The organism is Cutibacterium sp. 37298 (genome assembly GCF_023838685.1).
In the GTDB taxonomy this organism is placed as follows: domain Bacteria; phylum Actinomycetota; class Actinomycetes; order Propionibacteriales; family Propionibacteriaceae; genus Cutibacterium; species Cutibacterium acnes.
Genome location: NZ_JAJNRJ010000006.1, coordinates 1 through 13,613, shown reverse-complemented (window position 1 = coordinate 13,613; position 13,613 = coordinate 1). Strand labels below are relative to the sequence as shown.

The following is a 13,613-nucleotide window of genomic DNA, read 5'->3' as shown; positions in this document are numbered from 1 at the left end:
AGGTCACCAGTTTTTCGGGGGCTGCATCGGCGGGAATTGTGGCATAAAAGGCAGTTGTCCCAATTTATCGGGGCGCGATCGCAGCCATTCGGAAAGCTGGTTGCGCCGTCTGACGAGCTCCGGGCCGCCTTCGCCAGCGGCAATACGGTGCTGGGCCAGTGCTGCTTCTGTTACGGCAGTAATAGTGCGTTCCTGACTTCGCTTAGCGGCTCGACCATGCTTACCGGAATCAGCGAGGACGGTACGTCGCTTACGCGGATCTGCGATCATGTCAGCCTCAATCGGAGTCACCAGCCCGGCTTCCACCATGAGGGGAAGTTGGGAGCGCACTGCTTCGTACTCTTTGCGCCGGTTGCGAGTTGCCATAATGACGGTGCCGATGAACACTGGTACAAACAGCACAACGTAGACGAGCACCATCGTAACTAGCTGACCGGTCTCATCAAGGGTCAGGCTGTCCGCCAATAATGCGGGGCCACCGTTCCATAGACCATGGAGTAGGCACGCTACGACGTAGCCAAGAATGACTTTCCAGAAACCGCCCTTGTTGCGCCACGCCCACATGCCGACCGCAGTCGCCGTGGTGTAAAGCGGGTGTCCGAAGACCCCAAAACCTGTGCGCACAAGTGTCATGACGACAAATTCCCCGGCACTCGACGAGAGAGCGAAATAACCCAGGTTCTCCACGAACGCGAAGCCTAGGGCGCAGATCCCGGCATAGAAGATGTGATCGGTTAGCGAGGTGAGCTCAAGCTTGCGGGCTCCAGTGGCAACGAGAATAAATACTGAGGCTTTGGCTAATTCCTCAGCAAGCGGTGCGACGATGGCCATCGTCACGAACTCACTGGCGGGAACCGCCATCTCGACAAGGAACGAGAAGATGACGCCTGCTGACCCTCCCCAGATCAGCGCCATCACTGTGAGACGGGTAGGTTCGGGCTCCCATCTGTCGAGCCAGCGGTAGCACAGCAGACACACGATAAGGGCCGCGGTCGATGGGATTGCACCGACGATGAAGGTAACGGGTGAGCCTGCGCTGATGAGCGCGACGATGAGGAGGATGACGATCGCTCCCAATACGGTGATGACTATCGGGAGGGTTCCGCTGCGTCGAACCGGTTTGGGAGTGAGTGGGTACTGCATAGGTGTGGTGCTCACCTCGACATGCTATGGGGAGGGGAGCCCTCGAGAACAACTCCACGAGTGATGGTGAGTGTCGGTACCACCACGTACCCTATGCTCGTGGCTTTTGGCGGATTGACCTCCCTTCTTTCCCGCGAACCGGTGCTCTCCCATGTTGTGGAGGACGCCCTTACCCGGCGCACTCCCACCCTTGACCTTCAGGTGGCAGCTTCGGCCCGCCCGGCGGTGGCAGCCGTACTGGGCCGGTCTTTCGACGGTTCCGGACGTCTGCCAGTATTACTCGTGACGAGCACGTTCCGAGAGGCCGAGGAATCAGTTGCTACCTTGAAGACGTGGCTCGGCGCCGACTCTGTCTGTTACTACCCATCGTGGGAGACCTTGCCTCATGAGCGTCTGAGCCCGCGTACGGACACCGTCGGTCGACGCATGGAGGTGCTGCGTCGGCTGTGTGGTACCGAGGGTGAGGTGCCACAGGTGGTGGTCGCCCCGGTGCGCTCCTTGCTGCAGCCTCAGGTTGCCGGTCTGGGACGCATCGCCCCGGTGCGCCTGGCAGTGGGAGAACAGCATGACCTTACCGAGCTCACGACTGAACTCGTCAACGCCGCATATAGCCGGGTTGACATGGTGGAACGCCGTGGCGAATTCGCAGTACGTGGCGGTATCGTCGACGTCTTCCCGCCGGTGCTAGAACACCCGGTCCGTATCGATTTTTTTGGTGACGAGATCGAGGAAATGACCTCCTTCGCGGTAGCCGACCAGCGATCCACCGACGAGACTCATCAAGAACTGATCTGCGCTCCTTGCCGTGAGCTCATCCTTACCGACGAGGTACGTTCCCGAGCCAAGGCCTTGCTGACCGACCATCCCGAATTAGCTGACATGTTGGAGCGGATCGGCAACGGTCAAGCTGTCGAGGGGATGGAAGCTCTTATGCCGGCCCTCGTCGATGAGATGGAACTACTCGTCGACGTCTTGCCTGAGCATGCCATGGTCGTCCTGTCAGATCCGGAGATGGTGCGCTCTCGTGCGGCGGATCTGGTTCGCACCTCCGAAGAGTTCCTCGGTGCTGGGTGGGCAGCTGCCGCCGGCGGCGGACAAGCTCCTATTGACCTGGCTGCTTCGGGTTATCGCAGCTTGGCCCAGGTAAGATCGCACTGTCTAGAGCGCGGCATGGCCTGGTGGTCGATGTCCTCCTTTTCTCTGGATTCTCCGGCAACTGATGTCCTCGTCGACGACGACATCACCAGTGCTCCGCAAACGGTTAATCCCCAGCTCGTGGCCGTTGAGCCGTGGCATGGCGACGTCGAGGCAGCTGTTAAAGATCTGACGACTCGCCTTGACGACGGCTGGACGGTCCTGTTGTGCGCCGAGGGTGAGGGCATGGCCAAACGCATGTCCGAGCTGTTGGGGGAGCACAACGTCGCGGCCAGACTGGTTGACGATGTCGACCCGGATGCCACCGAGCCGTGCGTTCAGGTCATCCGACTTCACCAGCGTCATGGGTTCGCGGCCGATTCTGTCAAACTGCTCGTTGCCTCCACCGGTGACCTCGCCGAGTCCCAGGATCCCGGTGGCACTGGCGAACGTCGTATGCCTCGACGACGTCGGAATCAGATCCAACCCCTGGAGCTCAAGCCGGGCGATCTCATCGTCCACGAGCAGCACGGTGTGGGGCGGTACGTGGAGATGGTGCAGCGCACTGTCGGCGGCGCTACCCGCGAGTACCTCGTTATCGAGTACGCGCCCTCCAAAAAAGGTCAGCCTGGTGACCGCCTCTTCGTGCCGGTGAACTCGCTGGATCAGGTGACCCGATATGTCGGTGGGGACGCCCCCAGCCTCGACCGTATGGGTGGGGGAGACTGGCGCAAGCGCAAGGCGCGTGCCCGCAAGGCGGTTCGTGAGATCGCCACCGAGCTGATCAAGCTCTATGCTGCTCGTCAGGCCACCAAGGGGCATGCTTTCGGCCCTGACACTGCGTGGCAGCGGGAGTTGGAGGACGCCTTCGCTTACGTCGAGACACCTGACCAGCTCACCACCATTGCGGACGTTAAGCGTGACATGGAGCAGGTCGTTCCGATGGACCGGCTGGTCTGTGGTGATGTCGGCTACGGTAAAACCGAGATCGCGGTACGTGCTGCGTTTAAGGCGGTTCAGGACGGCAAGCAGGTGGCGGTGCTGGTGCCCACTACTTTGCTGGTGCAGCAGCATTTCCAGACCTTCACTGAGCGTTACGCAGGTTTCCCCGTCAAGGTGGCGGCCCTGTCTCGTTTCCAGACTGACACCGAAGCCCGCGAAACCCTCGAGGGACTTAAACGCGGTACCGTCGACGTCGTCGTCGGTACCCATCGCTTGCTGGCCAAGGAGGTTGAGTTCAAGGATCTCGGCTTGGTCATCGTTGACGAGGAGCAGCGTTTTGGCGTCGAGCACAAAGAGGCGCTTAAACGCATGAGGGTCAACGTCGATGTGCTTGCTATGAGCGCTACGCCGATCCCGCGCACCTTGGAGATGGCGGTGACAGGCATCCGTGAGATGAGTACGATCGCCACCCCACCAGAGGAGCGTCACCCGGTGCTCACTTTCGCCGGACCCTATGACGAGGGGCAGGTTGTTGCGGCGATCCGGCGTGAACTTGCTCGTGAAGGTCAGGTCTTTTACATCCACAACCGCGTGCAGTCTATTGAAAAGACAGCTGCCAAGCTGCGTGAACTCGTTCCAGAGGCGCGGATTGTCACTGCCCACGGCCAGATGAACGAGAAACAGCTGGAGCAGATCATGGTGGACTTCTGGGAGCGTCGTGCCGACGTCCTGGTATGCACGACGATCGTTGAGTCGGGTATCGACATTTCCACCGCCAATACTCTGCTCATCGATCGAGCTGACCTTATGGGGCTGTCTCAACTGCACCAGTTGCGTGGTCGTGTGGGGCGCTCTCGGGAGCGCGGCTATGCCTACTTCTTGTACCCAGCGGACAAGCCACTCTCCCAAACGGCTCACGACCGCTTGGCGACGATGGCCGCCCACACCGACTTGGGTTCTGGCATGGCTATCGCCATGAAGGATCTGGAGATTCGCGGCGCCGGGAATCTGCTTGGTGGTGAGCAGTCCGGGCACATTGCTGACGTTGGCTTCGATCTCTATATTCGTCTGGTAGGTGACGCCGTCGCTGAGTTCCGTGGGGACAGCACCACTGCCGATGAACCGGAGATGCGTATCGAGCTGCCCGTTGACGCCAACCTTCCAGTTGAGTACGTCGAAACTGAACGTCTACGCCTTGAGATGTATAAGCGATTGGCTGAAGTGCGCAGTGACGAGGAGGTTGACGCCATCGGGGCCGAGTTGGTCGACCGTTATGGACCGATGCCCGAGCCCGTTCAAGCTTTGCTTGGGGTGGCGCGATTCCGCCTGCTATGTCGACAGGCGGGAATCCATGAGGTCGTTCCGGCTGGACGTAACATCAGGTTTTCGCCGGTGAACCTGCCGGAATCCCGGGTGATGCGCCTCAAGAGGTTGTATCCCGGATCGGTGGTCAAGCAAACAGCGGGTTTGGTGTTGGTGCCTAAACCCATGACTGCAACGATTGGGGGACAGCCATTGGGCGGTGCCGACTTGTTGAAGTGGAGTGCCGACCTCGTGACGAACGTCTTGGCTGTTGACACCCCGATCAGCACGGGCCGGCCCACTGAGCCATAAAATCGTGCCGTTGGCGGCATAAGATGACCAGCTGTACCCTTTTTTCGTGGCAGGAGATGTGATGACAATGCGACGACGACTCGGTGTCGCTGCGGTGGCTGTTGCTCTGGTGAGCGTGGCTTCCGGGTGTGCGAGTTCCCCGAGCAACGCGGCCACGGTGGGAAATACGACGGTGACCATGAAGTCTGTTGACGATGCCGTCGAGCATTGCTCGAAGTTCATCAACCCGTCCTCGGAACTCACCCCGCGCCAGATCATCGCCTCGACGGTTATTCGTGGAGCCGTTGCGCAAGAGATCCTGGACAAACGCGGAGCGAAGCTCTCTGACGCCGAACGCGACCAGATCGTCGCTCGAAATGGTATGGCTGCCTTAGATTCCGATCAGGTCTGTCACACGATGGTTCGTAGCTTCGCGGGTGTGTTCCATCTTTTCGACCTCGAGGGTGACAGGCAGGCGAAGGCTGACCTGTCCGCCGTCGATGTGAAGGCCAATCCACGCTTAGGGTCCTGGGACGCTAACAACCTGGTCGTTCAGGGCAGCTCGTCCCTGTCCCAGCCCTTCACTAAGACTTCTTGATCCCGTTGATGGCGGCTGAGTACGCACGACCCAGGGCCGAATTCAGCGACCTCGTCGAGGTGATGGCAAGGTTGCGCGACGAGTGTCCGTGGGATCGCAGTCAGACCCATCGATCCCTGGTGACCTATCTAGTCGAGGAGACTGGCGAGGTCATTGACGCGATTGAGGCCGGTACCGATGACGATCTCGTTGAGGAGCTGGGGGATCTGCTACTCCAAGTCGTCTTCCATTCCCGGATCGGTGAACAGGGGGGACGTTTCGACATCAACGAGGTCGTCGGTGGAATCGTCGCCAAGCTTGTGGCCCGTCACCCCTATGTGTTCTCCGACGAGGAGGTTCCTGAGGATCTCGACGCCGCATGGGAGGCTCGTAAGGCAGCGGTCAAAGGACGTACGTCCAGCCTGGACGGGATTGCCCACTCCCTTTCCAGCGTGGCCCGCAGCGTTAAGGTCATCTCACGCGCACGCACTCGTGGGGTGGGCGTCAAGCTGGCCGACGAGCCGATCACCGCGGCGGAGACTGGTGGCCAGCTTTTGACTCTCATTGCTCGCGCCCAGGCAAGCGGTGTTGACGCGGATCAGGCGCTACGAGACCGTTTGCGCGATCTCGAAGACGAGATCAGGAAGGCTGAGTGCCGAACTGACTGACCGATGCGGTTTAACACCGCTTATTACTGCGGCATCCCTTGTTGTTGAGGCGGTGGTCTGGCCGACTAGGCGACAAAGACCAGTACGGTAGTCGGAGACACGGAGGAGGTGTGCGATGCGACGAGCCTTGGCAGCGCTGTTTGTCGCCGTCGTCGCCTTGGGGACGCTGTCTGGCTGCAAGGGCAGTGCGAACGACCCGGCTGGCATCACTGAGGTTTCGGATGCGCCCGCAGCTTCCGTGCCGTCGGTGAGTCAATCCTCCGGACCTAAACCGACCCCGCAGGATGTGAATCCGAACACTAAGGTGACGGCAACCCCGCAGCGAGGTGGGCTGAAGGACTTTCTTCCCGGGGTCACGGGGATAATTAGTGATCGTGTCGTCACCGGCTCCACGTCCCAGACCGTCGTCGTCAAGGCTGGCACCGTCACCGACTACTACTTTTTGTGTGATACCACCGATACGCTGATGAGCGTCACCGAAAATGACGAGTCGACGACATCGGCCCCGTGCCATGAGGGATTCGCCCATCTGAGCGTTGGTAAGCGGGCACAGAGTGGGCAGATCGAGCTACATATCGACGCACCTGAGAACGTCACCTACGAATTCGTCATCACTGAAAACCCAGCGGAGGATCAACGGCAGTGAGTGACGGTCAGCCCTGAGATACCTCTAGTTGGTTGGCTCCGATACGCTTTGGGGTGGACGCAAAGATCCTCTTTGAAAGGTTGGTCCATGGCAACCATCGAATTCATCGAAGCCCGTGAGATCCTCGATTCCCGCGGCAACCCGACCGTTGAGGTCGAGATGATCCTCGACGACGGCACCCAGGCCCGCGCTGCGGTTCCTTCGGGCGCTTCGACCGGTCAGTTCGAGGCCGTTGAGCTGCGTGACGGCGATAAGAAGCGTTACTCCGGTAAGGGGGTTCTCAGGGCTGTTGAGAACGTCAACGAGAAGATCGCCGAGGAGGTGCTCGGCTGCGACGCGAGTGAGCAGCGCATTATCGACCAGATCATGATCGAGCTCGACGGATCCGACAACAAGGGTAAGTTGGGTGCTAACGCCATCCTTGGTGTCTCCCTGGCTGCTGCTCATGCTGCTGCTGACTGTGCGGAGCTCCCGCTGTACCAGTACCTCGGCGGACCGAACTCCCACCTGCTGCCCGTTCCGATGATGAACATCCTCAACGGTGGTGCCCACGCCGATTCCGACGTTGACATCCAGGAGTTCATGATTGCCCCGATCGGTGCGGAATCCTTTAAGCAGGCCTACGAGTGGGGCGCTGCCGTTTACCACTCCCTCAAGAAGGTCCTCAAGGACAAGGGCTTGGCTACCGGCCTGGGTGACGAGGGCGGTTTCGCCCCCAACCTCCCCAGCAACGCCGCCGCTTTGGACCTCATTCTTGACGCCATCAAGGCCGCCGGCTTCGAGCCTGGTAAGGACGTCGCCCTCGCCCTTGATGTCGCTGCCTCCGAGTTCTTCGAGGACGGCAAGTACACGTTCGAGGGCCAGGCTAAGACCTCGGCTGAGATGATCGAATACTACGAAGGCCTCATCGCCAAGTATCCGCTGGTCTCTATCGAGGATCCGTTGGACGAGGAGGATTGGGACGGTTGGGCCGAGTTCACGAAGAAGCTCGGCGAGAAGATCCAGATCGTTGGCGACGACCTGTTCGTCACTAACCCGAAGCGCCTTGCCAAGGGAATCGAGACCAAGGCTGCCAACGCCCTGCTCGTCAAGGTGAACCAGATTGGCTCCCTCTCGGAGACTATCGACGCCGTCGAGCTGGCCCATCGTAACGGCTACCGCTGCATGATGTCGCACCGTTCTGGTGAGACCGAGGACACCACTATCGCCGATCTCGCCGTCGCGCTATCGACTGGTCAGATTAAATCCGGTGCCCCGGCCCGCGGCGAGCGCATCGCCAAGTACAACCAGTTGCTGCGTATTGAGGAGGAACTGGGCGACTCGGCCGAGTACGCCGGTGCTTCCGCTTTCCCGCGCTTCCAGGCCTGACTGACGCTATGAGGTGCTAACCGCAGCACCTGACATGACACGACCGTCCCGGTGCTGCCGGGGCGGTCGTGTCATGATGGACCACGATGGCCACTACACCAAGCAATCGACACCGTCCGTCCGGAAGGTCTCAGCGACCTGCCGGGGGACGGACACACGTGTCCTCGCCGAACCGCTCAGGTCCGAGGAACCGCGGAAATTACCAGCGCACTACGCGCACAGAGCCTCCTCGTAATCGAGCTACTCAGGAGGAGGGTGGTCAGCCTCGCCGGTTCGGGCTCACCCTCAGAGCAGTCGTTATGGGTGCGGCTGTTCTGCTGGTACTTGTCATGATTACGCCTAGTTTGGGTATCTACTTCTCTCAGCGTTCCCAGATCTCCCGGACCCAAGACGACGAGGCTCGGACACGCGCTTCTATCTCGACCCTTCAAGACGAGGTCAAGAGGTGGCACGATCCCGATTACGTCCGTGCTCAGGCGCGCTCCCAGCTCGGCTGGGTGATGCCGGGCGAGACTGGGTATCAGGTCATTGGAGAAAACGGTAAGGTCATTGGATCGACGACTTCTTTGGACGAAAAAGATCCGGCGAGTGAGGCCAGCGCTGACGCTCGCTGGTGGCGAGAGGCTGCGGGATCAGTCCAGGACGCTGACCATCCCGCTCCGCCCCGCCCCACCCCGGGGGCGATGATCACGCCTACACCCTCAGCGAAGTTGTCTTCGCCCAGCCCTTCTTGTCGATGAGGTGACCATGCTAGAAGAATTTACTGAGAACGACCGTCAGGACGTCCGGGACCAGCTTGGCCGCGAACCACGAGGAGTCGCTGGTGTGGCGTGGCGCTGCGGTTGCGGTAAACCAGGTGTCATTGCTACCGAGCCTCGGCTGCCGAACGGCACCCCGTTTCCGACGACTTATTACCTCACCTGTCCGCGTGCTGCATCCCTCATTGGGACCCTGGAGTCTTCGGGTCTGATGGCTCGGATGACCGAACGACTCGGTGAGGATAAGGAGCTCGCCGACCAGTACCGGCGCGCCCATGAGTCCTATATTGCTGATCGCGTTGAGATCGGCGAGGACGCTGGTCTTGAGCCGGTTCCTGAGATCGATGGGATTTCCGCTGGCGGTATGCCGACGCGCGTGAAATGTCTGCATGCTCTGGCAGGGCACGCCTTAGCTGTCGGGCCCGGGGTCAACCCGTTTGGGGATGAGGTCGTTGCAGAGCTGGGAGAGTTCTGGTGCGACCCATGTACCCCTGAGCATCACGAGCCTGAGTCGGGCAGGAGGACTGTATGAGCGGCAGCCACACTGTTGCAGCTATCGACTGCGGGACGAATTCGATTCGCCTCCTCATCGCATCAGCCGATTCGGACGGGCGTTTGGTCGAGCAGTCACGAGAACTGGAAATGGTGAGGCTCGGTCAGGGGGTTGACGCCACCGGTTCCTTCCGTCCCGACGCCCTTGAGCGCACTTTCTCAGCCTGTCGCACCTTCGCCCAGGCTATCGCGGACCACCACTGCGACCGGGTGCGTTTTGTTGCCACCTCGGCTGCTCGTGACGTCTCCAACCGCGATGCCTTCTTCGCGGGGGTTCGTCAAGCTCTGGGGGTGGACGCGGAAGTCATAGACGGTGTGGAAGAGGCGAGCTTGTCTTTTGCTGGAGCGATGTCTGGGATCCAGGTAATCGATGAGCCGGTTCTTGTTATTGATTGTGGAGGTGGCTCGACGGAGCTGGTGCTGGGCCGCGGAACCAGCATCGACTCTCGGGCGAGCCTCAATATCGGCTCGGTACGGCTGCGTGAGCGTTTCCTCCATGACGACCCGCCCACCGTCGAGCAGATCGACGACGCTCGCAAGTACGTTCGTGAAGCCCTGGATTCCTGCCCGGTTGACGTTTCTACCGCCCGTACCGTCATCGGCGTTGCGGGTACGGTCACGAGCTTGTCCGCAATTGACCAGAGTCTTACAGAGTATGACCGCGCCAAGGTGCATCGTTCGGTACTGACGGTCGGCCAGATTTCCGACCTGGCGGGCAAGTTGCTCTCGTCTACTGTTGATGAAGTCGAGCAGATGGGACCGCTGAAGCGACGTCGTGCAGAAGTGTTGTGTGGAGGTGCCGTTATTATTGACGAGGTATGCCGTCGTGCGACGGCAGGTAAACTTGTCGTCTCGGAGACCGATATCCTTGACGGCATGGCGCTGGCAATGCTGGCGCAGGGGAGCTGAAGTGCTCCTGGCCCCCGTAGCCCAACCGGCAGAGGCAGACGGCTTAAACCCGTCCCAGTGCGGGTTCGAATCCCGTCGGGGGTACACACTTCACCAGGAGCAGCTACGCAGTGTGTATGACCTCAGTCGTCGCTAGTGCGAAAAGCTCGTTCCGCGGTACGGGGAAGGTTTCGTGTCGTCACTGCGTTGTTTAGAGTAGACGTCACCACAGTTTTCACAGGAGGATCACATGGCTAACCCGGTCTTTAGCCGAGCCGAGGCCTTCCAGCCGCGCGGCAACCCGTACGGGCGGCCGGCGTACGCAGGTCAGGGGTATCGGTCGCAGTACGGCGTATCAGGGCAGCCTGGCGGCGAGTGGGGCTCTCTATTAGACGGCCCGCGAGGGCAGAGTGCCGAGCGCGCGATGACTTTTGATGACGTCCTCGGCCGTACTGGCCTGGTCCTGCTCATCATTGCTGCCATCGGCGCTGTGAGCTTCACGCTGATTGGGCCGAACGTGGTGGCAAGTGGCCCTGCCTTGGTGGTCGGATCGATTGCAGCATTCATTACTGCGATGGTCGTCAGCACTCGCCGTACGGTGCCGGTCGGTGGCGTAATCTTCTACTGCATCTGCGAGGGGCTGGTCCTTGGCTCTCTGTCAGCCATGTTTGAGACCGCTTACCCCGGTATCGTGGTGCAGGCCGTCTTGGGTACTTTCGCCGCTGCCGGCGTGACCTTGGCGGCATACAAGTTCTTTAATATCCGGGTGACGCCGCGATTCCGTCAGATCGTCATCATTTCCACCTTCGGCTTTGCCCTTGCGATGCTCGTCAACCTCGTGTTGATGCTATTCAGGATCAACATTGGTGTTGCTAGTTTTGGCCCTATCGGCATCTTGTGCTCAGCGCTGGGTGTGGTGCTGGCCGCCATGAACCTTGTCGTAGATTTTGACTACGCCGAGCAGGGCGTGCGCAACCAAGCCCCAGCATCTGAGTCTTGGCGTGCGGCCTTCGGCATCGCTGTGACGATGGTGTGGCTCTACACAGAGATCTTGCGGATTCTCAGTTATTTCCGGGCTGATTGATATTGACGTCGGAGGGGGCTTGGTCATCGTGACCAAGCCCCCTCGTCGTGCCTGTGGTAATTGTGGCTGATCAGGTGCTGGGGACGTCGCGCAGATGGGTCTCAAGACACATGCGTGTCGCGGCTCCCCAGGACAGCCGACGCCAACGCCACAGCGGTATCCACTGGGCTGACTGGGTGGTGCCACCGATGTCGATGACGTAGGGGTCGGTGGGGTTTTCGCTGGTGGCCGAGTAGATGATCCGCAGGGCATGGAAGTCCTCTAGCACCCCGGTGGGGGAGCGGCCGATCCAATGATCGGACTGCAGATCGATGATGCGGTTAAGGCGGATACGCTGTCCGGACTCTTCCATGACCTCACGGGTGACCGCCTGCGCAGGGGACTCACCGGGTTCTAAACCACCTCCAGGTAGCGCCCACAGGCCAGGGACTGCGGTGCGTGGCGAGCACTCGGTACCCAGTAATCCCCGCCGTGACCGTACAACGGCGTAGGCCGCAATGCGTTGGTACGGACGAACTGGTTCGTCGGCTTGTCTGTCCTCGGAGAGATCCGGCACGCTCTTTCGGGTGCGGGGAGGCTGAGAGCTGGACGTTCGAGGCGCGACGTGGGCGGTGACGACGATCTCGTCGTCGACCCGATCGGCAGATAAGTACTCTCTGACGACGAGCCCGTGACGCCACAATTCGACGTGTGGATTCATCCCATGGCGGACGCGGAAGGCATGGGTCTGCCCACTACCTGGCGTTCCGACTGCGGTGATGAGCACACTTTCATTCAACCACCTTAATCCGAGGCTAGCTGTCTAGCTCCTTGATGGGCTGAATTATTCGAGGACCTGGCAGCTACTTGATCTTGTCGGTGACGTCGGTGCCGTCGGTGTTAAAAGCCCTAGTCACACCATTAATGTCAACGCGAAGGACGGGCGCGTCAAGCTTCGTGTCCTGAGAAATGGTCCATTCTATGTCGGACGGCTTCTGGTGAGCTTGCGCAGCTGCGAGATTCATGATGCGGATGATGACGTGTGGATTCAGGAGGCCAGGCGAGAAGGTTGCGGACGCGTCGCCCCTGCGTTGCACCGCCCATGCGGGCATATCGGCAGACCGGGTCCGCCTCATGACGATGCCAGGTGTCGTTGTCGGCGTATCGACGATGATGGCCTTACCGGGCTGGTAGCTGATCTGGTCGACTTGCTTAGCGCCCGCGACAGCATCACTTAATGCTTCAGCCATGCCAGAAGGTGATGCGAAGTCAATGTGGTTGATGGCAGATCCATCGGGTCGGAAGAAGACGGTCTGGGTTTCTGGCTTGGTCGAGACTGTCATGAGGACAGTACCTTGGTTGTACTCGACGATCTGCAAGTTCTGGTTCATATGGGATCCGGAGATATCGGCGGCCCTGCTTAATATTACGGGCAACTTCTCTACGGCGAAGTCGCCAGGATTGAAGGGGCGTGACGCTGTTTGAGTGCTCTGAGTTGCTGACGAGTCGATCTTGCCGTTCTGCCAGATCCAGATTGTTGGGGAGTTACCGATCTGAACGGTGATGCTGAGCGCACTCTTAGTGATGTCTACCTTGGTGATGGGTCGATTGCCCGACGCCGCAACAAGTTCATTGATGATCGCGCGGGTATGGATGCCATCGAGCGGGGATACCGAGGCCGTGACCTTGGACGACGGGACCAAAGCAGTTTGGCTCGGCTCGTCTGAAGGCGTCGTGGGAGTTGTTGAAGTACATGACGCACACACACATAGCGCGGCCGCACTGAGGATCACGCTTGCGGTTTGACGGAACCTTATTCGATACGTCATGGGGTGAGTCTATGAGGAGCCCGGCGACTGGATAGGCCTCGAGAGGGGTAACGGCGGGGTAGGTAGGCCCGGGGTGACGATGCGGATGTTTTGTGGATTTGTGTTGGTGGTGGGGTGTGTGTAGTGTGTTTTTGGCTTCGCGCTTGTGGGTGTGGGGTTGGTGGGAGTTCTGGTGGTTCCTTTGGTGGGGTTGCTGGGGGCATGATTTGACGTTTGTGTGATGAGTGTTTAGGCTTCTGCGGGTCCTGTTGTGGGGCTGGGAATTGCTGTGATCGTTGGTGGTTGTGGTGGTTTCGGCTGGTGTGGGCTGGGTTGTGTGATCTGGTTTGTGCTGGTATGGTTTTCCGGGCTGCTGCTTTGGTGGTGGTGTGGTTGGCTGGTTCTGCTGGCTGGTTCTGGGATCGTGGTTTTGTGGTTTCGGGGTTGGTGTGGTAGGGTTGGTCGGGTCGCCT

Annotated in this window: 12 protein-coding genes and 1 tRNA gene; 10 read left to right on the top strand and 3 right to left on the bottom strand. The window is 60.0% G+C overall.

The features are described 5' to 3' along the window. Positions 1 to 3: 3 nt before the first annotated feature. Complete coding sequence (locus LRP59_RS11390) at positions 4 to 1,143, bottom strand: PrsW family intramembrane metalloprotease (RefSeq protein WP_002513277.1); 1,140 nt, start codon at positions 1,141 to 1,143, stop codon at positions 4 to 6. Positions 1,144 to 1,206: 63 nt separating this feature from the next. On the opposite strand from LRP59_RS11390, the gene mfd reads away from it, so the two are divergent. From mfd to LRP59_RS11340, 10 genes are all read left to right on the top strand, one after another. Beyond that, the gene (gene mfd / locus LRP59_RS11385; protein WP_002532925.1) at positions 1,207 to 4,833 is read left to right on the top strand and encodes a transcription-repair coupling factor; all 3,627 of its coding nucleotides are present in this window, start codon (positions 1,207 to 1,209) and stop codon (positions 4,831 to 4,833) included. 61 nt (positions 4,834 to 4,894) lie between these two features. After that, positions 4,895 to 5,410 (top strand): hypothetical protein, encoded by a 516-nt coding sequence (locus tag LRP59_RS11380; RefSeq protein ID WP_002521281.1) that lies wholly within the window; start codon positions 4,895 to 4,897, stop codon positions 5,408 to 5,410. Between the two features lie 8 nt (positions 5,411 to 5,418). Then, positions 5,419 to 6,057 (top strand): MazG family protein, encoded by a 639-nt coding sequence (locus LRP59_RS11375; RefSeq protein ID WP_002513280.1) that lies wholly within the window; start codon positions 5,419 to 5,421, stop codon positions 6,055 to 6,057. A 115-nt stretch (positions 6,058 to 6,172) separates the two neighbouring features. Next, complete coding sequence (locus LRP59_RS11370; RefSeq protein WP_002513281.1) at positions 6,173 to 6,703, top strand: hypothetical protein; 531 nt, start codon at positions 6,173 to 6,175, stop codon at positions 6,701 to 6,703. Between the two features lie 87 nt (positions 6,704 to 6,790). Continuing rightward, positions 6,791 to 8,071 carry a phosphopyruvate hydratase gene (gene eno, locus LRP59_RS11365; protein ID WP_002513282.1) on the top strand — a complete coding sequence of 427 codons (1,281 nt, stop codon included), beginning with the start codon at positions 6,791 to 6,793 and terminating at the stop codon, positions 8,069 to 8,071. A 299-nt stretch (positions 8,072 to 8,370) separates the two neighbouring features. After that, positions 8,371 to 8,811 (top strand): septum formation initiator family protein, encoded by a 441-nt coding sequence (locus LRP59_RS11360; protein WP_002521283.1) that lies wholly within the window; start codon positions 8,371 to 8,373, stop codon positions 8,809 to 8,811. A gap of 7 nt (positions 8,812 to 8,818) precedes the next feature. Further along, positions 8,819 to 9,361: a DUF501 domain-containing protein gene (locus LRP59_RS11355; protein ID WP_002513284.1), complete on the top strand. Its 543-nt coding sequence runs from the start codon at positions 8,819 to 8,821 to the stop codon at positions 9,359 to 9,361. Beyond that, the gene (locus LRP59_RS11350) at positions 9,358 to 10,290 is read left to right on the top strand and encodes a Ppx/GppA phosphatase family protein (RefSeq protein ID WP_002513285.1); all 933 of its coding nucleotides are present in this window, start codon (positions 9,358 to 9,360) and stop codon (positions 10,288 to 10,290) included. The genes LRP59_RS11355 and LRP59_RS11350 overlap by 4 nt, the downstream gene beginning before the upstream one ends. Before the next feature lie 10 nt (positions 10,291 to 10,300). Beyond that, positions 10,301 to 10,374: transfer RNA gene (locus LRP59_RS11345), tRNA-Leu, on the top strand. A gap of 145 nt (positions 10,375 to 10,519) precedes the next feature. Further along, a complete protein-coding gene (locus tag LRP59_RS11340; protein WP_002513286.1) occupies positions 10,520 to 11,353 on the top strand; it encodes a Bax inhibitor-1/YccA family protein in 834 nt (277 codons plus the stop codon). Positions 11,354 to 11,423: 70 nt separating this feature from the next. Here LRP59_RS11340 and LRP59_RS11335 read toward each other — a convergent pair whose 3' ends face one another. Together LRP59_RS11335 and LRP59_RS11330 are read right to left on the bottom strand one after the other, a co-directional pair. Next, positions 11,424 to 12,053, bottom strand: coding sequence for an NUDIX hydrolase (locus LRP59_RS11335; protein ID WP_002521286.1), 630 nt, complete (start codon positions 12,051 to 12,053; stop codon positions 11,424 to 11,426). Between the two features lie 142 nt (positions 12,054 to 12,195). Next, a complete protein-coding gene (locus tag LRP59_RS11330) occupies positions 12,196 to 13,035 on the bottom strand; it encodes a hypothetical protein (protein WP_002513288.1) in 840 nt (279 codons plus the stop codon). Positions 13,036 to 13,613 lie beyond the last annotated feature (578 nt).

Coding starts and splice junctions, on each gene's coding strand:
- LRP59_RS11390 (WP_002513277.1), bottom strand. CDS start 1,143: ATGCAGTACCCACTCACTCCCAAACCGGTTCGACGCAGCGGAACCCTC.
- mfd (WP_002532925.1), top strand. CDS start 1,207: ATGGTGAGTGTCGGTACCACCACGTACCCTATGCTCGTGGCTTTTGGC.
- LRP59_RS11380 (WP_002521281.1), top strand. CDS start 4,895: ATGACAATGCGACGACGACTCGGTGTCGCTGCGGTGGCTGTTGCTCTG.
- LRP59_RS11370 (WP_002513281.1), top strand. CDS start 6,173: ATGCGACGAGCCTTGGCAGCGCTGTTTGTCGCCGTCGTCGCCTTGGGG.
- LRP59_RS11350 (WP_002513285.1), top strand. CDS start 9,358: ATGAGCGGCAGCCACACTGTTGCAGCTATCGACTGCGGGACGAATTCG.
- LRP59_RS11335 (WP_002521286.1), bottom strand. CDS start 12,053: ATGAATCCACACGTCGAATTGTGGCGTCACGGGCTCGTCGTCAGAGAG.
- LRP59_RS11340 (WP_002513286.1), top strand. CDS start 10,520: ATGGCTAACCCGGTCTTTAGCCGAGCCGAGGCCTTCCAGCCGCGCGGC.
- LRP59_RS11360 (WP_002521283.1), top strand. CDS start 8,371: ATGGGTGCGGCTGTTCTGCTGGTACTTGTCATGATTACGCCTAGTTTG.
- eno (WP_002513282.1), top strand. CDS start 6,791: ATGGCAACCATCGAATTCATCGAAGCCCGTGAGATCCTCGATTCCCGC.
- LRP59_RS11375 (WP_002513280.1), top strand. CDS start 5,419: ATGGCGGCTGAGTACGCACGACCCAGGGCCGAATTCAGCGACCTCGTC.
- LRP59_RS11355 (WP_002513284.1), top strand. CDS start 8,819: ATGCTAGAAGAATTTACTGAGAACGACCGTCAGGACGTCCGGGACCAG.